General features: G+C 68.8%; 18 protein-coding genes and 1 tRNA gene. 13 read left to right on the forward strand and 6 right to left on the reverse strand.

From position 1 onward, the window contains the following. The 5 genes from HLH21_RS11965 to HLH21_RS11985 all read left to right on the forward strand — a co-directional run. Positions 1 to 1,166: tetratricopeptide repeat protein (locus HLH21_RS11965; protein WP_182943988.1), on the forward strand; the 1,166-nt coding region annotated here is incomplete at its 5' end. A 3-nt stretch (positions 1,167 to 1,169) separates the two neighbouring features. Then, positions 1,170 to 4,115 (forward strand): glycosyltransferase, encoded by a 2,946-nt coding sequence (locus HLH21_RS11970; RefSeq protein ID WP_182943989.1) that lies wholly within the window; start codon positions 1,170 to 1,172, stop codon positions 4,113 to 4,115. Positions 4,116 to 4,161: 46 nt separating this feature from the next. Further along, positions 4,162 to 5,214 (forward strand): dihydrolipoyllysine-residue succinyltransferase component of 2-oxoglutarate dehydrogenase complex, encoded by a 1,053-nt coding sequence (locus HLH21_RS11975; protein ID WP_182943990.1) that lies wholly within the window; start codon positions 4,162 to 4,164, stop codon positions 5,212 to 5,214. A 48-nt stretch (positions 5,215 to 5,262) separates the two neighbouring features. After that, the gene (locus HLH21_RS11980; RefSeq protein WP_182943991.1) at positions 5,263 to 6,516 is read left to right on the forward strand and encodes a glycosyltransferase family 4 protein; all 1,254 of its coding nucleotides are present in this window, start codon (positions 5,263 to 5,265) and stop codon (positions 6,514 to 6,516) included. A gap of 2 nt (positions 6,517 to 6,518) precedes the next feature. After that, positions 6,519 to 6,857, forward strand: a complete 339-nt coding sequence (locus HLH21_RS11985; RefSeq protein ID WP_264812009.1) for a YnfA family protein — start codon at positions 6,519 to 6,521, stop codon at positions 6,855 to 6,857. Positions 6,858 to 6,900: 43 nt separating this feature from the next. Here HLH21_RS11985 and ppa read toward each other — a convergent pair whose 3' ends face one another. Further along, a complete protein-coding gene (gene ppa, locus HLH21_RS11990; protein ID WP_182943992.1) occupies positions 6,901 to 7,425 on the reverse strand; it encodes an inorganic diphosphatase in 525 nt (174 codons plus the stop codon). Positions 7,426 to 7,594: 169 nt separating this feature from the next. On the opposite strand from ppa, the gene HLH21_RS11995 reads away from it, so the two are divergent. From HLH21_RS11995 to HLH21_RS12015, 5 genes are all read left to right on the forward strand, one after another. After that, positions 7,595 to 7,668, forward strand: a tRNA-Ile gene (locus tag HLH21_RS11995). An 87-nt stretch (positions 7,669 to 7,755) separates the two neighbouring features. Beyond that, entirely contained in the window at positions 7,756 to 9,435 is a 1,680-nt protein-coding gene (ettA, locus tag HLH21_RS12000; protein WP_182943993.1) for an energy-dependent translational throttle protein EttA, read from the forward strand. Between the two features lie 100 nt (positions 9,436 to 9,535). Then, positions 9,536 to 10,078, forward strand: a complete 543-nt coding sequence (locus HLH21_RS12005) for a GNAT family N-acetyltransferase (RefSeq protein WP_182943994.1) — start codon at positions 9,536 to 9,538, stop codon at positions 10,076 to 10,078. Between the two features lie 599 nt (positions 10,079 to 10,677). Then, positions 10,678 to 17,064, forward strand: coding sequence for an autotransporter domain-containing protein (locus HLH21_RS12010; RefSeq protein ID WP_182943995.1), 6,387 nt, complete (start codon positions 10,678 to 10,680; stop codon positions 17,062 to 17,064). Positions 17,065 to 17,117: 53 nt separating this feature from the next. Then, entirely contained in the window at positions 17,118 to 17,780 is a 663-nt protein-coding gene (locus HLH21_RS12015) for an invasion associated locus B family protein (RefSeq protein WP_182943996.1), read from the forward strand. A 49-nt stretch (positions 17,781 to 17,829) separates the two neighbouring features. Here HLH21_RS12015 and HLH21_RS12020 read toward each other — a convergent pair whose 3' ends face one another. Together HLH21_RS12020 and HLH21_RS12025 are read right to left on the reverse strand one after the other, a co-directional pair. Beyond that, the gene (locus HLH21_RS12020) at positions 17,830 to 18,456 is read right to left on the reverse strand and encodes an MlaC/ttg2D family ABC transporter substrate-binding protein (RefSeq protein WP_182943997.1); all 627 of its coding nucleotides are present in this window, start codon (positions 18,454 to 18,456) and stop codon (positions 17,830 to 17,832) included. A gap of 14 nt (positions 18,457 to 18,470) precedes the next feature. Further along, positions 18,471 to 19,286, reverse strand: a complete 816-nt coding sequence (locus HLH21_RS12025; RefSeq protein WP_182943998.1) for an MlaA family lipoprotein — start codon at positions 19,284 to 19,286, stop codon at positions 18,471 to 18,473. Positions 19,287 to 19,549: 263 nt separating this feature from the next. On the opposite strand from HLH21_RS12025, the gene HLH21_RS12030 reads away from it, so the two are divergent. Together HLH21_RS12030 and HLH21_RS12035 are read left to right on the forward strand one after the other, a co-directional pair. Next, complete coding sequence (locus HLH21_RS12030; RefSeq protein WP_182944062.1) at positions 19,550 to 20,740, forward strand: aldose epimerase family protein; 1,191 nt, start codon at positions 19,550 to 19,552, stop codon at positions 20,738 to 20,740. A 3-nt stretch (positions 20,741 to 20,743) separates the two neighbouring features. Continuing rightward, the gene (locus HLH21_RS12035; protein WP_182943999.1) at positions 20,744 to 21,583 is read left to right on the forward strand and encodes an MOSC domain-containing protein; all 840 of its coding nucleotides are present in this window, start codon (positions 20,744 to 20,746) and stop codon (positions 21,581 to 21,583) included. Positions 21,584 to 21,639: 56 nt separating this feature from the next. Here HLH21_RS12035 and HLH21_RS12040 read toward each other — a convergent pair whose 3' ends face one another. Together HLH21_RS12040 and HLH21_RS12045 are read right to left on the reverse strand one after the other, a co-directional pair. Next, positions 21,640 to 22,053, reverse strand: coding sequence for a DUF2442 domain-containing protein (locus tag HLH21_RS12040; protein WP_182944000.1), 414 nt, complete (start codon positions 22,051 to 22,053; stop codon positions 21,640 to 21,642). Beyond that, positions 22,040 to 22,288 carry a DUF4160 domain-containing protein gene (locus HLH21_RS12045; RefSeq protein ID WP_182944001.1) on the reverse strand — a complete coding sequence of 83 codons (249 nt, stop codon included), beginning with the start codon at positions 22,286 to 22,288 and terminating at the stop codon, positions 22,040 to 22,042. Before HLH21_RS12045 ends, HLH21_RS12040 begins: the two co-directional genes overlap by 14 nt. A 249-nt stretch (positions 22,289 to 22,537) precedes the next feature. Between HLH21_RS12045 and HLH21_RS12050 the strand changes: the two genes are divergently transcribed. Next, the gene (locus HLH21_RS12050; protein WP_182944002.1) at positions 22,538 to 23,248 is read left to right on the forward strand and encodes a hypothetical protein; all 711 of its coding nucleotides are present in this window, start codon (positions 22,538 to 22,540) and stop codon (positions 23,246 to 23,248) included. 103 nt (positions 23,249 to 23,351) lie between these two features. On the opposite strand, the gene HLH21_RS12055 is transcribed toward HLH21_RS12050, so the two are convergent. After that, positions 23,352 to 25,658 (reverse strand): TonB-dependent receptor, encoded by a 2,307-nt coding sequence (locus tag HLH21_RS12055; protein ID WP_220789793.1) that lies wholly within the window; start codon positions 25,656 to 25,658, stop codon positions 23,352 to 23,354. Positions 25,659 to 25,819: the final 161 nt, after the last annotated feature.

Here is a 25,819-nt window from a genome sequence, read left to right on the forward strand (position 1 = left end):
ATGCCGGGCTGGGGTCGGCGCTGCACCTGCTGGCCACCCTGACCGAGCAGGGGGCCGGCGTCCCGCGCGATCCGGTCGCGGCCACGCGCCTGTATGGGCAGGCGGCGGAACGCGGCGTCCGTGCCGCCCAGGCCCGGTATGGGCTGGCGCTGCTGGAAGGGCGCGGCGGCCCGCGCGACGCCGTGCGCGGCGAGACCTGGCTGCGGAAGGCCGCACTGGCCGGCGACCGCGAGGCCGCGGCCCTGCTGGGCGATGTCCATGCGCGCGGCGGCGACCTGCCGCCGAATTACCTCGAGGCCGCGCTGTGGTACCGCCGCGCGGCGCAGGCCGGGCATGGGGGGGCGTGCCGGGCGATGGGGCTGCTGTGCCTGACCGGGGCGGGCCTGCCCCGCGACGTGACCGAAGCCGCGCGCTGGTTCCGGCAGGCGGCGGCGCTGGGCGATGCGCGGGCCGGGGCCGACCTGGGCAACCTGCTGCTGGCCGGCACGGTGTCGGACGACGACCGCCGCGAACTGGGGCGGTATTTCGCCCGGGCGGCCGAGGGCGGCGACCCGCTGGCGGCCTATAATTTCGGCGTCTGCCTGGCCGAAGGGCTGGGCATGGAACGCGACGAGCGCGCGGCGGTGGCGTGGATGCTGAAGGCGGCCGACGGCGTGGTCAACGCGCAGTACTGGTACGGGCGCATGCTGCTGGACGGGCGGGGCTGCGCGCCCGACCCGGTCGCCGGGCGGGCCTGGATCGCCCGCGCCGCCACCGCCGGCATGGCCGACGCGCAGGTGGCGCTGGCGCAATTGCGGCTGACCGGGCGAGGGGGCGCGCGCGACCACGCCGGGGCGGCGGCGCTCTATCGCCAGGCGGCGGCGCAGGGGCAGGTGGACGCCATGTTCTCGCTCGGCGCGCTGCATGGCGGCGGGCACGACATCCCGCCGGACCGGCTCCAGGCCCAACACTGGTTCCGCATGGCGGCGGAACGCGGCAACGCGCTGGGGCAGTTGATGCTGGGGCGCTATCTGCTGCGGGGGCTGGCCGGCACGACCGATGCGCCGCAGGCGCGGCTGTGGCTGGAACGGGCGCGCGCCCAGGGCGTGCCCGACGCGGCGGCGGAACTGGCGCGGATGGGGCCTGCGCCGGGCGTGGGCGATGCGGCCGCCGCCGGGCCGGGCTGACGCATGGCGGGTGGCGTGACGGCGGCCGACCGCGCGGCATGGCAGGCGTGGGCCGACGCGCGGGCGCAGGCGGCCTTCCGCCATGCCCGGAAACGAGAGGCGGACGACCCGGACGACGCGCTGCGCTGTTACGAACGCGCGCACCGCCTGGCCCCCGACAGCCCCAACGTCATGTTCCCGCTGGCGATGGCGCGGCTGCGCGGGGGCGACGCGGCGGGCGCGGTCCGGCTGCTGCATGTGCTGACGCGCCGGTTCGATTTCCGCGAGGGCTGGCTGGCGCTGTCCGGCGCGCTGCTGGCGGCGGGCGAGGGGGCGCAGGCCGCCGCGACGGCGCAGCGCGCCCTGTCCCGCCACGCCCCGCCCGACGACATGGACGCCCTGTTCGGCCGGCTGGCCGCCCTGGCGGGGCGTCCGGGCTGGTGCGGCCTGTCGGCGGCCGGCGGCCTGCGCGTGCGCGGACCGGCGGACGCGCGGCCCGAGGTCGCGTGCGACGGCCGGGCGGTGGCCGGGCGATGGCGCGACGGCGGGTTGCTGCTGCCCGCCGGTTGGCGCGATGCGGCGCGGATCGACGTGACAATGGCGGGCGCGCCCCTGCTGGGCAGTCCGCTGGACCCCGCCGCCCTGCTGCGGGTGGAAGGCGTGGTGGACTGCGACGCGGGCGGGCTGGCGGGCTGGGCCTGGCACCCGGCGGATCCCGACCACGCGCCCCGCCTGCGTGTCCTGTCGCGGGACGGGCGGGTCGTGCTGCGGGTCACGGCCTCGGCGCGCGCCACCGATGTCGACAGCACCGTCCCGCTGGCGCGGCCGCGTCGCTTCGCCGTGGCGGGGGCGCGCCTGCCGACGGGGCCGGTGCGGGTCGTCGGGCCGGACGGGCGCGACCTGACCGGCAGCCCGGCCGATCCGGCCGTCCTCGCCCTGCCGCCCGTCCTGCCCGCGCCCGATACCGGCCCGCTGGTGTCGGGCCGGCGCGCGCCGGTCGCCATCGTGGTGCCGGTCCATGGTGCGCGCGCGGCCACCCTGGCCTGCCTGGCCTCGGTCCGCGACAGCGTGGGGCCGGAGGTGCCAGTCTGGGTGGTCGATGACGCGACGCCGGATGGCGCGCTGGCGGCGGCGCTGGACGGGCTGGCGGCGGCGGGGAGCATCCGCCTGATCCGCCACGCGCGCACCCTGGGCTTTCCGGTTTCGGCCAACGACGGGATGCGCGCGGCGGCGGGGCACGACGTCGTGCTGCTGAACAGCGACACGCTGGTGGCCGGCGGATGGCTGGCCGAGCTGGCCGGGGTCGCCTATGGCGCGCCCGATATCGGCACGGTCACGCCGCTGTCGAACGACGCCACCATCTTTTCCTGGCCCGGCCCGGACCGGCCGGCCCCGGTGCCCGACCTGGCGCGGGTGCGCCACCTGATGGCGGCGGCGCGGGCAGCCAATGGCGGGCAGGCGGTGCCGGTGCCCACCGGCCACGGGTTCTGCCTGTTCCTCCGGCACGACTGCCTGGCGCAGGCCGGGCCGTTCCGCGCCGACCTGTTCGCCCAGGGCTATGGCGAGGAGAACGAGTTCTGCCGGCGCGCGGCGGCGCTGGGCTGGCGGCATGTCGCGGCGGCCGGGGCCTTTGTCGGCCATGTCGGCTCGGCGTCGTTCGGGGCGGCGCGGCCGGCGCTGCTGCGGCGGAACCTGGCGATCGTGAACCGGCTGCACCCCGGCTACGACGCGCTGGTGGCGGCCCATGTCGCCGCCGACCCGCTGTTCGCGGCGCGGCGGCGGCTGGACCTGCTGTGCTGGCGGCGGGCCGGGGCGCGGTGGGCGCGCGCCGTGCTGCTGGTCACCCACGCGCAGGGCGGCGGGGTCGAACAGGTGGTGCAGGCCCGCGCCCGCGCCTGGCGGCGGTCGGGGGTGCGCGCCATCGTGCTGCGCCCCGACGGCGCGGGCTGCCGGCTGGAAGACGGCGGGGCACGAGATGACGCCGGGGATGACGCCGGGCCTGCCCCGCGCTTCCGCCTGCCGGCCGAATACGACATGCTGCTGGCGGTGCTGCGCGCCTCGGGGGTGGAGGCGGTGGAATGGCACCACCGCCTCGGCCACCGCGTCGCGGTCGATGCGCTGGCCGCCGACCTGGCGGTGCCGTACGACGTGCATGTCCATGACTACATCTGGTTCTGCCCGCGCATCGCCCTGGTGGGGCCGGGCGGGCGCTATTGCGGCGAACCCGGCCCCGAAGGCTGCGCGGCCTGCGTCGCGCGGATGGGCAGCCTGCTGGACGACGGGGCCGCCATCCCCGCCCTGCTGGCGCGGTCGCGGGCGGCGCTGTCGGGCGCGCGGGCGGTGGTGGCGCCGTCGGACGATGCGGCACGGCGGATGCAACGGCATTTCCCCGGCCTGACGGTCCATGTGACGCCGCTGGAGGACGACCGGCCGGACCTGTCGCTGGCCGCCTTCGCCCGGCTGGAGGGCGCGCCGGAGCCGCGTCCCGCGCCCGGCGGCCGGGTGCGCGTCGCCGTCATCGGCGCCATCGGGGTGGAAAAGGGCTACGACATCCTGCTGGCCGCCGCCCGCGACGCCGCCGCGCGCCGGCTGGATCTGGAATTCGTCGTCGTCGGGCACACGCCCGACGACGACGCGCTGATGCAGACGGGCCGGGTGTTCGTCACCGGCGCGTATCGCGCGGCCGAGTCGGTCTCCCTGCTGCGCGCCCAGCATGCCGACATCGCGCTGCTGCCTTCGGTCTGGCCCGAGACCTGGTGCTTCACCCTGGGACTGGCCTGGCGGGCCGGGCTGCGGGTGGTGGCCTACGATTTCGGGGCGGTGGCCGAACGCATCCGGCGGACCGGGCGCGGACGCGTCGTGCCGCCCGGCCTGTCGATTCACCAATTGAACATGATTTTGCTGTCTGCTGGGCGTCCGGGGGCGACCACGGCGCGCGCCGTCGCGACAAAAAGGAGATCTGGGCCTTGATTCCAATGCAGGACCGTCTTTTTTCGCCCATGGGGACCCGCGTCTGATGCCGGACACCGGCCGGGTGACCGACCTGAAGGTCGCGGGACACCTGATGACCCTCGATGCGGGTCTGTACTGTATCTTCCACACCGGGCAGGACATGCCCGCCGGGGGCCTGCCGGGGGTGCGGATTTCCCCGCCGCCCGGCCCGGCCGGCGGGGCGGCCAGCATCGTCACCTTCGACGCCGACGGGTGGCTGGGTGGCGAGCGCAACGCGGCGCTGGTCCGTGTCCCCGCCGGCCCGGCGCAGGTGCTGATTACCATCTACCAGGATCCGGCGGCCGTGCAGGGCGCGCCCAAATTGCAGGTGGTGCGCCTGGCCGAGGACGCGCGCCCGGCCGCCCCCGCCCCGAAACCCGCCGCCGGGGTCGCGCCCGGCCCGGCGCCCCAGCCGGCGCCCCAGCCGCCCGCCGGGCCGGGGGCGGCGGAAATGACCGCCCACATCCAGCGCCGGGGCGACGTCGCGGCGGCGCTGGGCGAGTGGATGGGCAAGCCGGGCAGCCAGGCGTGGATCGAGGGATTCGCGCTCTCGCCCGCCGGGCAGGTCGCCGCCGAGGACATCGAATACCAGGCCGTGCTGGGCCGGGGCTGGCTGTCCCCCTGGTCGTCCGGCGGGCAGTTCTGCGGCAGCCGGGGCATGGCGCTGCCGGTGCTGGGCCTGCGCGTGCGGCTGAAGGGGCCGGCGGCGCGGCACTTCGCCTGCACCGTCACCGCCACCTTCACCGACGGGTCGGCGGTCGGGCCGGTCGGCGCCGGCGGGGTGGCCGAGGCCGAGAGCCTGGCCCCGCTGGAAGCGTTCCGCATCGACATCGCGCCAGTCGAGCAGGCGGACACCCCCGACGCGCTGGAGGCCGAACTGCTGGCGGCGGTGTCCGATACCGCGCCCGCCGCCAAAACGCCCCCCAAAGCCAGGGCGGAGAAAGCCGGCAGGAAGGCCGGCAAGAAGGCCACGCCGCCGCCGGTCGATCCCGTCCGCCCCGGCCGCGGCCGCAAGGCCCCCGGATCGCGGCTGGACCTTCTGAAGGCGCGCCGGCGCCTGGCGTCCCGCCGCCCCTGACCCGCCGTCCCCGCCTTCCGTCCCTGGCCCGCGATGCAGGGAGATCCCTTGAAGTATCTCGTTATTCACCAGAACTTCCCAGGGCAGTTCCTGCATCTGCTGCACCATCTGCGGGCCGAGGACGGCAACGAGGTCGTGTTCATCAGCGAACCGAACGACAACCATCTGCCGGGCGTCCGGCGGGCGGTCTATCGCCTGCCGCGCGGCGCGACCGAGGGTATCCATCCGGCGGCGCGGGAGTTCGAACTGGCGATGCTGCGGGCCGGGGCGGTCGCCCGCGCCGCCGTCACCCTGCGCGACCTGGGCTACCGGCCTGACATCATCATCGGCCACCATGGCTGGGGCGAACTGCTGGAACTGGGCGACGTGTTCCCCGGCGTGCCCGTGCTGGGCTATTACGAGTTCTTCTATCATCTCGACGGGCTGGATGTCGGGTTCGATCCGGAATTTCCGTCGCCCGCCTGCTTCCGCCCGGTCATCCGCGCCAAGAACGCGGTGAACCTGCAGGCGCTGGCCGGCGGCGGCTGGGGCCAGACGCCCACCCTGTTCCAGTGGAACACCTACCCCGCCTGGGCGCGCGAGCGGATCACGCTGGTGCGCGAGGGCGTGGACCTGGCGGCCTGCGCGCCCGACCCCACGGCCTTCCGCCGCCGGCTGCGGATCGGCGATGCCGTCATCGCGCCGGGCGACAGGCTGGTGACCTACATCGCCCGCGACCTGGAGCCCTATCGCGGCTTTCACGTCTTCATGCGCGCCCTGCCGCGCATCCTGCGGGCCAGGCCCGACGCGCGGGTGGTGCTGGTGGGCGGCGACGGCGTCAGCTACGGCGCGCGCCTGCCCTCGGGCACGTGGCGCGACAGGCTGCTGGCCGAACTGGCCGGGCGGATCGACCCCGACCGCGTTCATTTCGTGGGCAAAGTGAAGTACGATACGTTCCGCGCCCTGTTGCGCCGGTCCGACGCGCATGTCTACCTGACCTATCCCTTCGTCGCCTCCTGGTCGCTGCGCGAGGCCATGGCCACGGGCTGCGCCATCGTCGGCAGCGACACCGCGCCGGTGCGCGAATTCCTGTCCGACGGGCGGACGGGGCGCCTGGTGCCGTTCCTCGACCCCGCGCGCATCGCCGACGGGGTGCTGGAGCTGCTGGACGACCGGGGGTTGGCCACGCGCCTGCGCCGCGCCGTCCGGCGCGAGGCCGAGCGGACATTGGATATGGAGGACTGCATGACACGGTACCGAACCCTGATCGACAGCCTGGTGCGGCAGGACGCCGCGCCCGGCCCTGCACGCCCGTCGGCCTGAGCGTGCGGGCAGGGCTGGCGCCGTTCGCGGTCTATGTCGCGGCGGCGGTCTGCGAAATCGGGGGGTGCTACGCCTGGTGGTGCTGGCGGCGCGAGGGCGGCGGGGCGTGGCTGCTGCTGCCCGGCATGGCCAGCCTGGCGCTGTTCGGCTGGCTGCTGACCCTGGTGGACAGCCAGACGGCGGGCCGCACCTTCGCGGCCTATGGCGGCATCTATATCGTCGGCGCCATCGCCTGGCTGCGCGTGGTCGAAGGGCGGCCGGTCACCCCGCGCGACCTGGCCGGCGTGGCGCTGTGCCTGGCCGGCGCCGCCGTCATCCTGTCGGCGGGGCGCGGCCGGTAGCGGGGGAAGGCAAGGGCAAGGCCCTTGCCTTCCTCCGCAGACGTCACTTCTGCGCGGCGGCCAGCGATTCGCGGATGACTTCGCCCGCTTCCTCGCGCCCGGCCCAGCCGGCCACCTTCACCCACTTGCCCTTTTCCAGGTCCTTGTAGCGGGTGAAGAAATGCTCGATCTGCTGGATCAGGATCTCGGGCAGGTCCGTAATCTTCTCGACCTTGGAATAGTACGGATTCACCTTGTCGTGCGGCACGCAGACGATCTTCTCGTCCTGGCCGCTCTCGTCCTCCATCCGCAGCATGCCGATCGGCCGGGCGCGGATCACGGCGCCGGGCACCACGGGGGCGGGGATCAGCACCAGCGCGTCGGCCGGGTCGCCGTCGGCGGCCAGCGTGCCGGGGATGAAGCCGTAGGCGGCCGGATAGGCCATCGGCGTGAACAGCACGCGATCGACGACGACCGCGCCGCTGTCCTTGTCGATTTCGTACTTCACCGACGACCCCTGCGGGATCTCGATGACGACGTTGATATCGAACGGCACGTCGTTGCCGGGCGAGAGCTTCGAGACATCCATGGTGGGGCTCCACACTTCACGGAAGATGAAAGATGCTGCGAACCTATCGACGCGCGCCCGCCTTGCCAAGCACCCGCCGCCCGCCCGCGCCGGGCGCAGAAATGCCGGCGGGCCCGCGCGCGGGACCTTGCCAAATCGTCGCACATGCGCGAAGTCAGGGGCGGCCTGCGCGCCCGTAGCTCAATTGGTCAGAGCGGGCCGCTCATAACGGCTTGGTTGCGGGTTCAAGTCCTGCCGGGCGCAGGCCACAGCACCGGCCCGCGCGCGCCCTTGGGGGAACGCGGGCAGGCGACATTCTTCTTTCTTACCTCTGATCCGGGAGCCTTCGTCATGGCCGCCACGCAATATGTCTATGTGATGAAGGACCTGACCAAGGCGTATCCGGGCGGGCGCGAGGTCTTCAAGGGCATCACCCTGTCCTTCCTGCCGGGGGTCAAGATCGGCGTGCTGGGCGTCAACGGCGCCGGCAAGTCCACCCTGCTGAAGATCATGGCGGGGATCGAGAAGGAATATGGCGGCGAGGCCTGGGCCGCCGAGGGCGCGCGCATCGGCTACCTGGAGCAGGAGCCCAAGCTGGACGAGTCGCTGACGGTGGGCGAGAACGTGGCGCTGGGCTTCGGCGACCTGAAGACCGCCGTCGATCGCTTCAACGAGATCTCGATGAAGTTCGCCGAGCCGATGTCGGACGACGAGATGAACGCCCTGCTGGCCGAGCAGGCCGAACTGCAGGAAAAGATCGAGGCCGGCGACGGCTGGGAGCTGGACCGCAAGATCGACATCGCGCTGGACGCCCTGCGCTGCCCGCCCGCCGAAAGCCCCGTGACCCGCCTGTCGGGCGGCGAGCGCCGGCGCGTGGCGCTGTGCCGCCTGCTGCTGGAAAAGCCCGACCTGCTGCTGCTGGACGAACCGACCAACCATCTGGACGCCGAAAGCGTGGCCTGGCTGGAGCGGACCCTGCGCGACTACGAGGGCACGGTGATGGTCATCACCCATGACCGCTACTTCCTCGACAACGTCACCAACTGGATCCTGGAGCTGGAGCGCGGCCGGGGCTTTCCGTTCCAGGGCAATTATTCCTCGTGGCTGGTGCAGAAGCGCAAGCGCCTGGCCCAGGAGGAAAAGGAGGAAAGTGCGCGCCAGCGCGCCCTGGCCGCCGAACAGGAATGGATCGGCTCCAGCCCCAAGGCCCGGCAGGCCAAGAGCAAGTCGCGCATCGCCCGCTACGAGGAGATGCTGGCCCAGAACGCCGAGCGCGCCACCGGCGTCGCCGACATCGTCATTCCGCCCGGCCCCCGCCTGGGCGGCACGGTCATCGAGGCCGAGGACCTGCGGAAGGCTTTCGGCAACCGGCTGCTGATCGACGACCTCAGCTTCCGGCTGCCGCCGGGCGGCATCGTGGGCGTCATCGGGCCGAACGGCGCCGGCAAATCCACCCTGTTCCGCATGATCGTGGGGCAGGAGCAGCCCGATTCCGGCACGCTGAAGGTCGGCGAGACCGTGAAGCTGGGCTATGTGGACCAGTCCCGCGACAGCCTGGACGACGACAAATCGGTCTGGGAGGAAATCTCGGGCGGGACCGACGTGATCTATCTGGGCAAGCGCGCGGTGCCGTCGCGCGCCTATGTCGGCGCCTTCAACTTCAAGGGCGCGGACCAGCAGAAGAAGGTCGGCATCCTGTCGGGCGGCGAGCGCAACCGCGTGCACCTGGCCAAGATGCTGCGCCAGGAAAGCAACGTCATCCTGCTCGACGAACCGACGAACGACCTGGATGTCGATACGCTGCGCGCGCTGGAAGACGCGCTGGCCGAATTCGCGGGCTGCGCCGTCATCATCAGCCATGACCGCTGGTTCCTGGACCGCCTGGCCACGCACATCCTGGCCTTCGAGGGCGACAGCCATGTCGAATGGTTCGAGGGGAACTTCCAGGCCTACGAAGAGGACAAGCGACGCCGACTCGGCCCCGATGCGACCGAACCCGGACGGATCAAGTACCGACCCCTCGCGCGCTGAGGCCGCACCTGCCCCGCCCGCCGGGCGCGCCCGCGACCGGCACCCCAATCGCGGGCCGTGGGGCTGGCCCGTCTGGATGGCGGGGCGGGAAGGCCGCGCCATGATCGCGGGCGGGCACATCCGCACCGCGCGGCTGGAGCTGGAACCGGTGTCGTGGCGGGACATGGACGACATGGCCCGCCTGAAGGCCGACGCCGGCGCGTTCGGCATGATGCTGGGCGGCGTGCGCTCGCGCCAGCAGAGCGAGATCGAAATGGCCGAGGACCTGGCCTGCTGGGCGCGCTGCGGGGTGGGCATCTTCGTCATGCGCGAAGAAGGCCGTTTCATCGGCATGACGGGGCTGCACCAGCGGCCCGACGGCCGGGGCATGGGCCTGCGCTTCGCGCTCTGGCCGTGGGCGGCGGGGCGCGGACTGGCGCGCGAGGCCGCATCGACGGTGCTGAATTTCGCCCACGACGCCGGGCTGCGGCGCGTGGTGGCGGTCACGCGCGACACCAACATCGCCTCGCGCACCATCCTGGGCGGCATCGGCATGACGCCGTGCGACAGCTTCATGCGCGACGGGCACCGGATGCTGGTCTACGAAAGCGTCCGCATGGCCCGGCATGAGGCGCCGCCGCCGCGCCGGCCCGGCGGCGGCTGAACCGGCCGGGGCGGCCTGCCGGCGCGCCCCCCCCCCCCCCCGAATCGGACCTGCACGGAAGGCGAAAACATTACTGGAGGGTATTGACTTAATCCTGGGGGGTGTTACCGAATATAGGATTTTTTGATAACATTCATGCGTCTGGTTAAAATGAAGATTAAAAGAAGAAAGCCTTATTTTTTCCAGGCGACAGAAAATTCGTTTTACATAAAAACGTCAAATATCCGCTGTGCATGCCGCGCGGCGGGCAATCCGACCCGGTCCGGGCATTTCTCTTTTCCTACTATTGCCATGGAGCCCGGAGATGGGCATTAAACGCTATCTTGTCATGAAACCTGCCTCATCAACTGGCTGTTTCTGCGAAATCCCTGGAGCTGTTGGATAATTCCAAAAACGTGGCTGGATCCATCCAGAAACATCTCCTTATCTGCTCAAAATGATAGATTCCTGACGGGTGTGTATAGATGAAAAAGAAGTTAAATAAAAAAACGCGCACTCTGATGAAATTGAAGAAAATAAGTAAATCCACAAACAATATTAATGGGGCAAACGATAAAAATGAAAAATATTTTGTCCCGTTGACGAAATACCAGCCGGCCATGGCGCGGGCATTTCGTCTCGCCCTGGTCACATCTCCGTTTGCGACCCTCTCGCCCGCGGCCTTCGCCCAGACTCTGCCAAGCGATTACCTGTTTGCCATTACGGACGGAAGCGCGCCCAATACTGTCAGCTACACCACGGCAGGTAACTACCAAACCTATACGACCAGCTTCACGGCACAGGAAACGGGCACCAACTATGTCCTTTTCGCTTTCCGGAATGATCCGGATTACTGGACCTTCGGCGATGTCAGCCTGACCGCGCAAGGCAGTTCAACCAATCTGCTGAACAACCCCTATTTTCTCAGCGGTGGCGCCATCAGTGATCTGAATAATCTTCAGGCGCCTGCCGAATGGGGTGTTGTCTATCAAAATGGAACCGTGCCCAACGCTGCCGGCGAGTGGAACGCGCCGACAAGCTCGGCCGGGCCGTCCACGCCGTCCATTGAAAACAGCACGGCGGGATCATGGTATGATGGCGCGGTAGGCAGTTTCGACGGCATCTACCAAGGCATCAATCTGGTCGCCGGCGACAGCTATACGCTGTCCTTCACGGCTAGCTCGGGCGAAGCGGCCGACTCGAGCTCCGTCCAGCTCGGTGTCTATACCGGGTCATGTGTGTCCTTGACATCCGGTACAAGCTGCGTCCCGGACAATTCCGGATTTGCGGTCTCCGCAACACCCGCGGAGGCGGCCAATGCCGGATCTCCCGGAGTGGCGATGACGACCCGGCAGAACGCTGCCGGACTGGCGTCAACTCCGGCATCCATTCTGCCTGTGTTTGATGGCGGAACGCTGGTACTCGATGGTACGCCCCTCACTCCGTATACATTCTCCATCACCGGCAACAATGGCTCGATCGACCTCGCAGGGCAAAGCGCGACGATTTCCAACCCGATATCAGACGCGCTCGTTGGAACTCCGGGCGGCCTGACCATCACCAATAGTGGAAGTGGCGGCGCCCTGACCCTGAGCGGCGCCAACAGCTACACCGGCGGCACGACCATCGCTTCCGGCGCGGGGCTGAACCTGTCGGGTTCGGTCGCCGGTGCGGTCGCGAACGCCGGCACGCTGACGCTGGACGGCGGTGCGGTCGGCGGCACGGTGACAAACAACGGCGCGCTGAGCGTCACCGCCAACGGTGGCTCGGTCGGCTCGCTGACCGGGTCGGGTGCCGGCACGCTCAACGGCAACCTGACGCTGACGAACGCCGCCGACACCTACGCGGGTGCGCTGAGCGGCACCGGTGGGCTGACACTGTCGGGCGGCAGCGAGACGCTGACCGGCACGAACACTTACACCGGCGGCACGACCATCAACGCCGGCACGCTGACGGGGACGACGGCCAGTTTCGGTTCCGGGGCGATCACCAATAACGGGACGCTGGATATCAGCCAGAACACGGACGGCATATTGTTGAATGCCGTGTCCGGCAGTGGCGCGCTGGTGAAGGACGGCTCGGGCACGGTGACGCTGGCGGGCCCCATGAGCTACACGGGCGGCACCGTGGTCAATTCGGGAACGCTGGCGATGTCCGGCTTCCCTAACGTCCTGTCGCCCGGCAGTATGACGGTCAACGGCACGCTCGATGTCTCCGGCGTGTTGGGCGGCATGCCAGTCACATCGCTGTCGGGCAGCGGGGTGGTGGCGCTGGGTAGCCGGAACCTGACGTTGAGCCATGCATCGGGCACCTTCTCGGGCACAATAACCGATGGGGGCATCGCAGGGGGCACGGGCGGCAGCCTGACGCTGTCGGATGGCACCGAGACGCTGACCGGCACAAATACCTATACAGGCGCGACTGCGATCAACGGCGGAACCCTGGCGCTGTCGGGCTCGGGCAGTATCGCGGCCTCGACCGGCCTGTTGGTTTCTCCGGTCGGTACTTTCGATATTTCCGGCACGACGAACGGCGCATCGGTGTCTGGTCTTACATCTTTCGGCACGACTGCGCTGGGCGGCAAGACGCTGACACTGACGGGGATGGGGACGGGGACGGCAGGCCCTCCCTTTTCCGGCCCTGCTATGACACTGGCGGGTGGCGTGACGGCTACCCCGCAAAATATGCTGATAGGCGCCATCACCGATGGCGGGATCGCCGGCGGGACAGGGGGTGGACTGACGCTTGCGTCCGGCAGCGCCACCGGCACCGTGGCGACCATCCTCTCCACCACCGGGACCTATACCGGATTGACCACCATCGGCAGCGGCACGGCTCTGATCGCGGGTCAGGGCTTGGGCGGGTCCCCCATCAGCTTCGCCAGTTCGTCGGGCGTGGTGGATCACGGTATCTTCGATATTTCGATAAATGGCGGGGTAACGTTCTCCGCCGATGAAAGCACGGCAACATTCGGGGCTGAGACGACCAGCGTCACCTCGTTGTCGGGTGATGGTATCGTGTCGCTGGGCAGCCAGAACCTGACCCTGACCGGTGCGTCCGGAACCTTCTCGGGCACCATTACCGACGACAGCCTCGCCAGCCAGGCTGTGGCGTCGTCCTCGGCCTGTCAAAGCGCCTTCGGTTCCTCGACATGCGTCATGACCGGTGGTGGCAGCCTGACCCTTGCGGGCGGCACCGAAACGCTGAGCGGCACGAACACCTACACCGGCGGCACGACCATCGCTTCCGGCGCGGGGCTGAACCTGTCGGGCTCGGTGGTCGGCGCGGTCGCGAACGCGGGCACGCTGACGCTGGACGGCGGCATCGTCGGCGGCACGGTGACGGACAGCGGCGCGCTGACCGTCACGGGCAATGGCGGCTCGGCCGGGTCGCTGGCGGGCAACGGCACGGCCAGCCTTGCCGGCACGCTGATGCTGACCAATGCGGCCGATAGCTTCAGCGGCGACGCCAGCGGCACGGGCGGCCTGACCATCGCGGGCGGCAACGAGACACTGACCGGCGCCAACAGCTACACCGGCGGCACGACCATCGCTTCCGGCGCGGGGCTGAACCTGTCGGGTTCGGTGGCCGGTGCGGTCGCGAACGCGGGCACGCTGACGCTGGACGGCGGCATCGTCGGCGGCACGGTGACGGACAGCGGCGCGCTGAGCGTCACCGCCAACGGCGGCTCGGCCGGCTCGCTGGCCGGGTCGGGTGCCGGCACGCTCAACGGCAACCTGACGCTGACGAACGCGTCTGACACCTACGCGGGTGCGCTGAGCGGTATCGGCGGGCTGACACTGCTGGGTGGCACCGAGACGCTGACCGGCACAAATACCTATACAGGCCCGACTGCGATCAACGGCGGGACCCTGGCGCTGTCGGGCTCGGGCAGTATCGCGGCCTCGACCGGCCTGTTGGTTTCTCCGGTCGGCACCTTCGATATTTCCGGCACGACGAACGGCGCATCGGTGTCTGGTCTTACATCTTTCGGCACGACTGCGCTGGGCGGCAAGACGCTGACACTGACGGGGACGGCAGGCTCTTCCGACCCTGTTGTGACACTGGCGGGTGGCGTGATGGCTACCCTGCAAAATATGCTGACGGGCGCCATCACCGATGGCGGGATCGCCGGCGGGACAGGGGGCGGACTGACGCTTGCGTCCGGCAGCGCCACCGGCACCGTGGCGACCCTCCTCTCCGCCACCGAGACCTATACCGGATTGACCACCATCGGCAGCGGCACGGCTCTGATCGCGGCCCCGACCCTGGGCGGAACTCCGACCAGCTTCGCCAGTTCGTCGGGCGTGGTGGATCACGGTATCTTCGATATTTCGATAAATGGCGGGGTAACGTTCTCCGCCGATCGAAGCACGGCAACATTCGGGGCTGAGACGACCAGCGTCACCTCGTTGTCGGGTGACGGCATCGTGTCGCTGGGTAACCAGAACCTGACCCTGACCGGTGCGTCCGGAACCTTCTCGGGCACCATTACCGACGACAGCCTCGCCAGCCGGGCTGTGGCGTCGTCCTCGGCCTGTCAAAACGTTTTCGGTCCCCCGACACCGACATGCGCCATGACCGGTGGTGGCAGCCTGACCCTTGCGGGCGGCACCGAAACGCTGAGCGGCACGAACACCTACACCGGCGGCACGACCATCGCTTCCGGCGCGGGCCTGACCCTGTCCGGCTCGGTGGTCGGCGCGGTCGCGAACGCGGGCACGCTGACGCTGGACGGCGGCACCGTCGGCGGCACGGTGACGGACAACGGCGCGCTGACCGTCACCGCCAACGGCGGCTCGGTCGGCTCGCTGGCCGGGTCGGGTGCCGGCACGCTCAACGGCAACCTGACGCTGACGAACGCGTCCGACACCTACGCGGGTGCGCTGAGCGGCATCGGCGGGCTGACCCTTGCGGGCGGCAACGAGACGCTGAGCGGCGCCAACAGCTACAGCGGCGGCACCACCATCCGGTCGGGAACGCTGACCGGGACGACGGCGAGCTTCGGTTCCGGCGCGATCGTGGACAACGGCACGCTGGAACTGTCGCAGGACCGCGACGGCACGCTGGCCAACACGGTCAGCGGGACGGGCAGCCTGACCAAGTCGGGCACGGGCAACGTGACGCTGGCGGCGGCGAACAGCTATACCGGCGGCACGAGGCTTGCCGACGGCACGCTGACGCTGACCAACGAATCGGCCATCGGCACCGGGACGTTGAACATGGCCGAGGGCACCAGGATCGTCCTGGCGGGCAGCGACCTGACCCTGCACAACGCGATCATCCTGAATGGCGACCCGACGATCGACGTCGCCAGCGGCACCGCGACCCTGGCCGGCCAGATCAGCGATGGCACGGCGGCGGGCGATATCGTGAAGACGGGCACGGGCACGCTGGTCCTGAACGGCGACAGCACCTACAGCCGTGGCACGGAAATCGCCGGCGGCACGTTGCAGGTCGATGGCAACCTGGTCAGTCCCGTGGTGGCCGACAGCGGCGCCACCCTGTCGGGCACGGGCTCGGTCGGCGCCACGACCATCAACAGCGGGGCGACGCTTTCGCCGGCGGGTAACGGGTCGGTCGGCACGCTGAGGGTCAATGGCGACCTGACGCTGGCGACGGGCTCGAACTACGTCGTCAGCGTGAACAGTGCCGGCGCTCACGATGCGGTGCAGGTGTCCGGCCATGTCACGCTGGGCCAAGGCACCGTTACCGTCCTTGCGGCCGATGGGGCGTGGAACATCACCCAACCCAACACGATCATCAGCGCGGCCGGCGGGGCCAGCGGCACGTTCGGTTCCGTGGTCTCGAACTTCGCCTTCCTCAACTCGGCCGTCACCGCGGGAACGGGCGGCATCGTCGTGACGCTGCAACGTAACGGGCTGGACTTTTCCGGCGTCGGCACGACACGCAACCAGGTCGCCACCGGCGAGGCGCTGGACGGCGTGACCTCGGGCGCGTTGTATAACGCCCTGGTGCAGACCGACGCGGCCACGGCGCGTCATGCGCTGACGGCGCTGTCGGGCGAGATCCACGCCTCGGCGCGCACGGCGCTGATCCAGGACAGCTATTACGTGCGCGATGCGGCGGTCGAGCGGCTGCGCGGGGCCGAATGCGCGCCGGGTGCTGCCAGCGGCATGAAGACGGCCTCGGGCAACGGCGCGGGCGCGGCCTGCGGGGCGGAGCAGGTGTCGCTGTGGATGCAGGATTACGGCTCGTTCGGCCATAACGCCGGCAGCGCCAACGCCTCGGGCATGGGGCATTCGACCGGCGGCTTCGTGCTGGGGGCGGACGCGCCGGTACTGGGCTGGCACGTCGGCGGCCTGGTCGGCTACGGCCATACCTCCTTCGACAGCGGCGCGGTGTCGTCCTACGGGCACAGCAGCAATGTCAGCCTGGGCGGCTACGCCGGCACGCACTGGGGCCGCCTGGCCCTGCGGATGGGGGCGAGCTATACGTGGAACATGCTGTCCATGACGCGCAATGTCGGGTTCATGGGCTTCTCGGACCGGCTGAACACCGACTATAACGGCGGCACCGCGCAGGCCTTCGGCGACCTGGGATATCGCTTCGACCTGGGTCCGGCGATGGTCGAGCCCTTCGCCAACGTCGCCTATGTCAACCTGCACACCAACGGCTACACCGAACATGGCGGGGCGGCCGCGCTGGCCGGCCGGGCGACCGATACCGGGGTCACCTATTCGACCTTCGGGGCGCGGTTCGCCAGCACCTTCCGGGTGGGCGCCGTGGCGCTGACGCCGAATGCGACGCTGGGCTATCGCCATGCCTTCGGCCTGACGGTGCCGACGCTGCACCAGGCGTTCGTGACCGGTGGCGCGGCCTTCGACGTGGCGGGCGTGCCCCTGTCCACCGACGCGGCGCTGCTGAAGGCCGGGCTGCAGGCGAAGCTGACCGACCGGCTGGATGTCGGCGTCTCCTATATCGGGCAGTATGGCGACCATTCCACCGACAGCGGCCTGACCGGCAACGTCAAGGTGAAGTTCTGATCCTCCACGCCGTGGCCCGAGCGGGTCACGGCCTCACTGTCTGAAAGTCGGTCATGAAAATTTCCACCCCCGTTTCGCTGGTGGCTGTCGCCGGCGTCGCGGCCGCAACGCTTGCCCTTGGCGTGAAATATTCCGGCAATCCCGTTTCCCCGGCTCCGGCCCGGGCATCCACCCATGTCGCCGCGCCGGCAGCACCCCCGGCCGCCACGGCGGCGCCTGCCGCCTCGCTGGCGCAGCTGTCCCAGTCTTCCGGGCAATGGGCCTATCGGTGCCTGTATGCCAAGGCGCCGACCAGCGGCCCGGTTCTGTGCACCGTCGAGCAGCGTCTGGTCGTGCAGAACGCGCAGAAGCAGGCCGTGCAGGCCGGTGGCGTGGTGTTCAGCCGGAGCCGGACCGCAGGGGCCGGCCTGTCAGCGGCCTATGAGCTGACGGTGCAGGCGCCCTTGCTGGTCTCGCTGGTCAGGCCGCCCACCATCGCCATTGATGACGGCGCGCCGGTGCCGCTGACATGGCAGGTCTGCGCCGCCAGCGGCTGCATCGCCCGTCTGGCGACCCTTCCCGACGCATTTCTGTCGAACGCCCAGCACGGCAAGGTCGGGCATATCCAGATCGGCACGGTTCAGGGGGCAACGGTGACGATCAACTTCGACCTCACCGGGCTCGATACCGCCGTGGGCACTCTTGATACGTGGGCACGCCGGCAAAGCCCGTCGTAGCCCGACATCGCGACCGGCCCGCCCGTCGTCGGGCGGGCCGGTCCGGCGTTCACTGCGCCCCGTGGGCCGCCACCTGATGGTCCATCGCATGCAGCAGCGCGTCGATGCTGCCGTTGTGGCGCGCGACGAAAGACGCGTAATCCTGCCGCTGCGTCAGGCGCAGGCTGGTGCCTTCGCCCACCACGTCCACCACCTTGGGCTGGCCGCTGGTGGTGCTGACAATCCACTGGGTATTGGCCGACGGCTGCTCGGGGCGGTTGATGATCGTGTCCACCGCCTGGTCTCCGCCGGCCGGCGACGTGCCGGACACGGTGAAGGTCACGCCGCGGTAATCGCCGATCTTGTCGGTGATGGAGTTGACCAGCACCTGATGGAACAGCGCCAGGTAGCGCGCCTGCTGCTCGGGCGTCGCGGCGCGCCAGTAGCGGCCCAGGCAGTAGCGGCCGATCTCGTCCATATCCACATGCGCCTGCAGCAGCGGCAGGATCGCGGCCTTCTTGTCGGCCAGCGTGCGGTCGGAATTGACGATCGCGATAAGCTGCCGGCCGAAATCGGTGACGAAGGACCGGGCGCCGGCGGCCGCCGCGTCGGCGGCGCGGGCCGGGCGGACGGCGGGCAGGGCGAGGGCGCCGGCGACGAGACCCAGCACATGACGACGGGCAAGAACTGTCTTCATCTCTGCGTCCCTTTTCAGTTGTACCAGTCGGGAACGGTGGCCCGATGGTCGTTGCCGATGGCTTCGGCCTGCGCCTTGCGCTGCTGCTGGTAGGCGCTGCGGATGGTGGCGTAGGGGTCCAGCGCATCTTTCTGAAGCTGGTCCAGCGCGTCCAGATGGTCCGCGCGGCCATTAATCACGCCCATGATGTTATAGGCCCAGTTGAAGGTCAGCAGGCCATAGCCGCTGGGCACGTAGTTCCACGGCGACAGGCCGACGTCGATGCCGTAGCCCGCCCCGTCGCGGAACGACGACGGCCCCATCATCGGCAGGAACAGGTACGGGCCGGAGGGCACGCCCCATGTCGCCATCGTCAGGCCGGCGTCGTTGTCGTGGTGGGGGTAGCCCGCGTATTTCGCGACGTCGATCAGCCCGCCGACGCCCGCCACCATGTTGACGCACCAGCGCACGAAGGCGTCGCCGGCGCGCCGCGACTTGCCGGCCCCGACATCGTTGAAGAACACCACCGGCTCGTTCATCGTCTGGACCATGTTGCCCAGCGACTGGCGCACCCGGTAGGGCACCGCCCAGACATAGGCCTTGGCCACCGGACGCAGGGAATATTTATCCAGCGTCATGCTGATGTCGTACATCTTCCGGTTCAGGGATTCGTACGGATCGTTGGCCTCGCGGTATTCGGCCAGGGCCTCGGGGTCCTTGGGCGGCGGGGCGGCGCATCCGGCCACGGCCGTAACGCCCAGCCCGGCGGTGACCAGGGCGATCCGGCGCAGGCGGGCAACGAAAGCGGACGGCGGGGACGGCGGAATGTTCGATCCTGTCACAGCGCGCATACTCGTTTCCGTTTCCCTTGTCTGCCGTTCCTGTTGCCTGACGCGGCAGGAGCCCGATGGATGGAGCGGAAACCGAAGGTGTGTCCGCTGGGTCTTCTCTAGCATGGGATGTCGGTTGTGCAATCCGCCCCGGTGCCCCCCAGCCCGCCGTTTCATGTCCCGTGCCTGCCCGGATGCAGGCCGGAGGCACGGATTTCGGCCCTTGCCTGCCAACAGGGTCTGGTTCACTGTGACTGAAAATCCACAATAGAAGCTGGGACATGATGTTCAGGACACTCGCAATACGCCGCCTCTCCACATTGCTGCTGGCCGGTTCGGCCCTGGTCGCCGCCGCCCCGGCGGGCGCCGCGCCGGCCGCCCCCGTCGGCCTGACCCGCGCGTCGTTCGGCACCATGCCCGACGGCCAGCCGGTGGAAATCCTGACCCTGCGTAATGCCCATGGCGTCACTGTCCGCTTCATCACCTATGGCGGAATCATTACCGCAATCGAAACGCCGGACCGCACCGGGCATGTCGATGACATCGTCCTGGGCTTCCCCGACCTGCAGGGCTATGTCGTGGACAGCGCGCAGGGCGGCCTGTTCTTCGGCGCGATGATCGGGCGCTACGCCAACCGGATCGCCCGCGGCGCCTTCACCCTGGACGGGCAGACCTATCACGTTCCCGTGACCGCGCCCCCGAACGCGCTGCACGGCGGCACCAAGGGCTTCGACAAGCAGCTATGGCATGTGGACGGCACGGCCTCCGACGCCCATTCCGCCAGCGCCACCCTGTCGATGACCAGCCCGGACGGCGACCAGGGCTTCCCCGGCACGCTGAAGGTCGCCGTGACCTACACGCTGGACGATCGCGACCAGCTCAGCCTGCATTACACGGCCACGACCGACCGGCCGACGGTGCTCAACCTGACCAACCACAGCTACTTCAACCTGGGCGGCGAGGGGTCGGGCTCGGTCGAAAACCAGATCCTGCAGATCAACGCCGACCGCTACACCCCCACCGACCCGACCTCGATCCCCACCGGGGAGCTGGCGCCGGTCGCGGGCACGCCGCTCGACTTCCGCAAGCCCACGCGCGTGGGCGCGCATCTGCGCGATTCGTATCCGCAGCTGATGTTCGCGCGCGGCTATGACCAGAACTGGGTGGTCAACGGCCCCTCGGGCGGGGCGCCCCGCCTGGCCGCCCACATCCTCGACCCGAAGACGGGCCGCACGATGGAGGTCCTGACCTCGCAGCCCGGCCTGCAGGTCTATACCTCCAACTCGCTGACCGGGGCCTATGCCGGGGTGTCGCACCGCGCCTATCGCCAGACCGACGCCATCGCCTTCGAGGCCGAGCATTACCCTGATTCGCCCAACCACCCGTCCTTCCCCACCACCACCCTCAATCCGGGGCAGACCTTCGATTACACGACGGTCTTCCACTTCGGCGTGCAGGCCGGGACGCCGCGCTGACGCATGGCGGACCAGGGCCTTCGCGTCACGGCACTGCATGTCTATCCGGTCAAGTCCCTGGGCATGGTCCCCGTGGCCCAGGGCTGGCTGGGGCCGTGCGGGCTGGATGACGACCGGCGCTGGCTGGTCGTCGACCCCGACGGCGGGTTCCTGACCCAGCGGCAGATCGCCCGCATGGCCCTGGTCGCGGTGGGGCGGCAGCCGGGCGGGCTGACGCTGGCGCTGCCGGGCCAGGGCACGCTGGCGGTGGACGTCCCGCCCGCCGACGCCGCGCGCCGGCCCGTGCGCGTCTGGCGCGACACGGTGCCGGCCGTCGATGCCGGCCCGGCTGCGGCCGGCTGGCTCTCGGCCGCGCTGGGCCGCCCCTGCCGGCTGGTCTATCTGCACGACACCGATGCCCGGCCGGCCGATCCGGCCTATGCCCCGCCCGGCGCCACCGTGGGGTTCGCCGACGGATTCGCCGCCCTGCTCGCCACCCTGGAATCGCTGGCGGCGCTGAACGACGCGTTGCCCGCCCCGGTGCCGATGGACCGCTTCCGCCCCAATATCGTGGTCTCCGGCGCCCCCGCCTGGGCCGAGGACGAATGGCGGCTGGTCGCGGTCGGGCAGGCGGTGCTGCGTATCGTCAAGCCGTGCTCGCGCTGCGTCGTGACCACCATCGACCAGCAGACTGCCCGGATCCCCGACCCGGGCGAACCGTTGCAGACCCTGTCCCGCACCCGCCGGACCAGGGGCGGCGTGATGTTCGGCCAGAACACCGCCATCATCCGCCCCGGCCGCATCGCGGTGGGCGACCCCGTCACGGTGCTGGAACGCGGCCCGTCGAACCTGCTGCCGGTATAAAAGGACGGCCCGGCGATGCGAATGGAAGCTCCTCGCCCAACTTAAGCGTGTCCGTATCAGGGCCTTGCCATCTTGCGCGGTCGGCCGCCCTTCAGGCCATTGGCCCGGGCGGCGGCCTGCTTGGCAGCCGAGCGGGATTGGCCGCCTTTGCCCCCCATCTGAGCCGCCATCCAGGACCGACTACCGAAATGTCCTTGCAACAGCCCCGGAACTGACAGATCGGCGTCGAGCTGGGGCCAGTGCAAGCCAAGGCCGGATGGGGATATTTCAATCTCGGACAGCGCATCGGGCGTGGCATTGTCCAGCCCCTGGGCCAGATGGGTCGGGAACGTCACATGCACGCCCGTATTCAGCGCGACCACGACCCGATGGGCACGTCGGTCGTAACGGGCCTTGATAGCATAACCGGCTTGGCGCGCCTCTTCGCCCTGCTTTTCAGCCTGGGCAAACTGTTCCTCAGTAATGGCCATGGATGGTCCTCCAGTGCTGACACAGTGTCGTCAGAAGCGAGGTCAGTTCCTCGTCGATCCTCGCGACTTCGGCCCGTCTAAACCCGAAGGTTTCCCGCAACTCCGGCGGGCCATCCGGACAGTGCAGGATAAAAATCGCCTCCCCACCGTTGCCGCGTACATGGACATGGGCCGGTCTATGGTCGTTGGGGTAGATGACGACACTCAGGCCATCGAAACGGTGCAGGGTCGGCATCTGCTGTCACATACCATAAATCCAAGCGTTTGGGTGAACCGAAAATCAGCGGCTGGAAGTTCTCTGCGGGCCGTCCTGCCCAAGCTGTCCGATAACATGGCGTCCACGGACAGGCCTGGCTTCATGCGCGGAATGCATTTCCGGTCCGCAGAATTATTGTACGAAATTCCGATTGTTACACCGCCGTCGAGCCTGCTGCGGTGGGTGAGCCATTCCGGTTCCCATACCCCCAACTCGAAAGGTCTTCCGATGACGGTCTCTACCCTTGCCGAGCGCCAGCCCGCTTTCTTGCCGAACCACCATTTTGGGGGGCCGGGGAATATCGGTAATCCGGCGCATCGCACGCTTTGGCTCTGCGGCATCGAATACGGCGAATCTCCCGATCAGCGTGGTTCGGAAAACGAAATCGCGGATTATTCCGTCGCCATGCAGTGGCGCAATTGGACCTACAACCGCAATGCCTTCAAGCTGATTGCCGCCATTGAAGGGCAGGATGTCGCAACCGCCCAGGCCTATGCCGGGGAGAAGAAAATCTTCGAGAGCAACACGAGCGACTATTTCCAGACCAACCTCTTTCCCGAGGAATGCCGCAACCTGGAGACTTGGTCGCAGGATGCCCAGCTACGGACAGGCTTCAAGGACAAGCAGGATTATCTCGCCCGCATCCGCTCCACCTGTTTCCGTCAGATGCATGAACAGGTGCTCCATCATCAGCCCCGCCTGTTCATTGGCGTCGGCCTGACGCACGCAGAGGATTTTTGCCAGGTCGTCCTGGGAAGGGACGTCACGCTGGAGCGGCACGCCTTTAGCGTCAACGGCCACCCCAAGACGATCCTGCTGCATCCCGGCCCCATTCCGTTTGCCGTCGTGCCGCACCTGTCCGCCCGAAGTGGCCTTAACAGTAACGAAGCCCTGGCGACGGCAGGTCGGCTTATTCGGGACATGATCCAGAAGTCCTGACCCTGGCCTGACGGCGCCTGGCAGAGGAAGGCCGGGCGCTGTGCCCGGACCCGGCAAGGGCCCAGGCCCTTGCCTTCGCACCCCCGGCGTGGTGCCGCCGTGCTTAGAACCGCCCCGTCAGCGTCACGAAGAACTGGCGCGGCGCGACCGGATAGGCCGTGAACTGCTTCGAGGCGTTCGTCGCCAGGATGGTCGACCAGTTCCGCGTGTTGGTCAGGTTCGTGACGTTGAACTGGATGCTCCCCTCGCGCAGCACCGGCAGATGATGGAAGGTATAGCCGCCGTTGAAGCCGAACAGCACCATCGGCGACACCGACAGGTCGTTCAGATAGGTGGCATAGCGGCGGCCGATATAATCGCCGGTGATCTGCGCGAACAGATTGTGGTCGGTATAGGCGAAGATGAACTTGTTCATCCAGTCCGGCACCGCCACGACATTCTTCCCCGCCGTCGCGACCACCGCGGTGCCCGACAGGTAATTGTTGTCGTAGGTCGATTTATTGTATGACACCGCGTCATACAGCGACAGATGATGCGTGAAATGCAGCGTGAATTCCGCATCGGCGCCATTCGTCGTCACGCCGCCCACGTTTTCCAGCAGCGACGCCGCACCCGTCAGGCTGGTGATCTGCGGCGACGAACTGACCGTCAGCAGGCGGTTGGAAAAATCGACGTGGTAATAGGACAATTGCCCGTCGATGCCCACCAGCGGCCCGGCCGCCAGCGGGTGGTTGAACCGCCACCCGGCCTCGTAGGTCCATGAGGTCTCGGGCTTGCCGGTCTGGCGGAAATTCTCGAACCCCGCCTGGCTGGGGATGCCCCACGGCGTCGCGTAGCCATAGCCCAGAGCCTGGTAGCCGCGCATGTTCTTCTGGATATTGGCGAAGAACTGGTCATGCGCCGACAGGCGCCACGTCGCGCCGAAGCCGGGCAGGAACGCATCCACGGCGTCGATCTGCCCGCCCGCCGCGGTGGTCGAGCCGGCCGGCGACAGCGACGCCGGCAGTCCGGGCACCGTCAGGCGGCCGTTGGTGTATTGCAGGCTGGATTTGAACCCCGCCTGCAGGGTCAGGTCCCGGGTCACATGCCACCGGTCCTGGATATGGGTCTGGAACGTGTTCGTATGGAAATCGTTGCCGAACTGGTTAATCAGCGGGTCCGTCGGCCGGTCGTAGGGCGACAGCGGCGAGGTGGCCGAAAACGGATACCACCGCCGCTCGAAGGTGTTGACGTTCCGCTCGTACCATCCGCCGACCTCGAACTCGTGCTGCCCCAGCCGGTAATTCAGGTTCGAGATCACCCCCTCGCGGCTGATCGAATATTCCGTGGTCCGGTTGGTGAAACCCGACCCGCCGAACAGGCTGCGGATGTCGCTGTCCGGATAATAGGCCGTCAGGATCTTGGAAATTCCGGATGCGCCGATCGGCGTGGTCACCACGCCCGCCGACGCGTCGCGGTGGCCGTAGGCCGTCGTCGTCCAGGTCAGCGCGTCGGAAAACCGATGTTCGTCGCGGACATAGCCGATGAAATCCTGGCGCAGCGCCGTGCTGGCATAGTCGCGGAAATTCAGGCCCGCCGCCTTCGGGGGCGCCCCCGTCTTGTCCAGATAGGCCATCGCCTGCCCCAGCTCGGGGTAGAAGGACGGGCGCGTATAGACGTTCGACGGCAGCACCACCGCGTCTTCGTTGCCCTCGGCCTTGTCCATCCAGCTGAAATAGAAGGTGATCCGATCTTTCCTGCCATCATGCAGGAATTTCACGTTCACCTGCTGGCCGCCCTGGTGCTCGTGATAATCCCACGCGCGCGCGTCCTGCCGCAGGAAGCTGATATAGGCCCGGTTGTTTCCGCCGAACGTGCCGGTATCGAACCGCCCGAAGGTGCGGAACGCCGCGTAGCTTCCGAAACTCTGCGACACGCGGCCGCCGCGCGTCGTGCTGGGGTCGCTCGACACGGTCTGGATCGTCCCGCCCAGATTGCTGGTCGACGCCGTCCCCAGGTCGCCCGCCCCGGCCGACAGCGACACACGCGCGACGTTCTCGCTCGAAATCATCCGCTGCGGCGACAGGCCGTTGTAATTGTTATAGGTCTGGTCGCCCAGCGGTATGCCATCCATCGTGAAGCCAAGCTGGCTCTGGGCAAAGCCGTGGATATACAGCGCGGCGTTCTGCTCGGTCGAACCCCAGGGGTCGGCGGTGGTGTAGATGACGCCCGGCAGCACCTCCAGCGCCTGGATGGGCGACGTCCCGGGCAGGATCTTCTGGATCAGCGCAGAGCCGACGCTCAGTTCCGAGCGCGTCCGCCGCTCGGTCACCACCACGTCCTCGCCCGCGTGCGGGGCGGGCGGGAGGGCCGCCTTCTTCGCCACGGGGGCATCGGCCTGCGCGGCGGCGGGGGGCGCCGCGCAGGCCATGCCGGAAAATCCGGAAAGGGCAGAGCAGAAAAGAAGAAAATGATAATGATGTCGCATGATGGTAATGGCCCGATGAAAAAATCCATTGCCATCTAGCAACTTTGAGATCGCGAATTTGTGACAGTTTGGAGAAGATTCAAACGTTTTCCGTATGGGACATA

The sequence above is a fragment of the Gluconacetobacter johannae genome, from assembly GCF_014174305.1.
GTDB lineage: Bacteria > Pseudomonadota > Alphaproteobacteria > Acetobacterales > Acetobacteraceae > Gluconacetobacter > Gluconacetobacter johannae.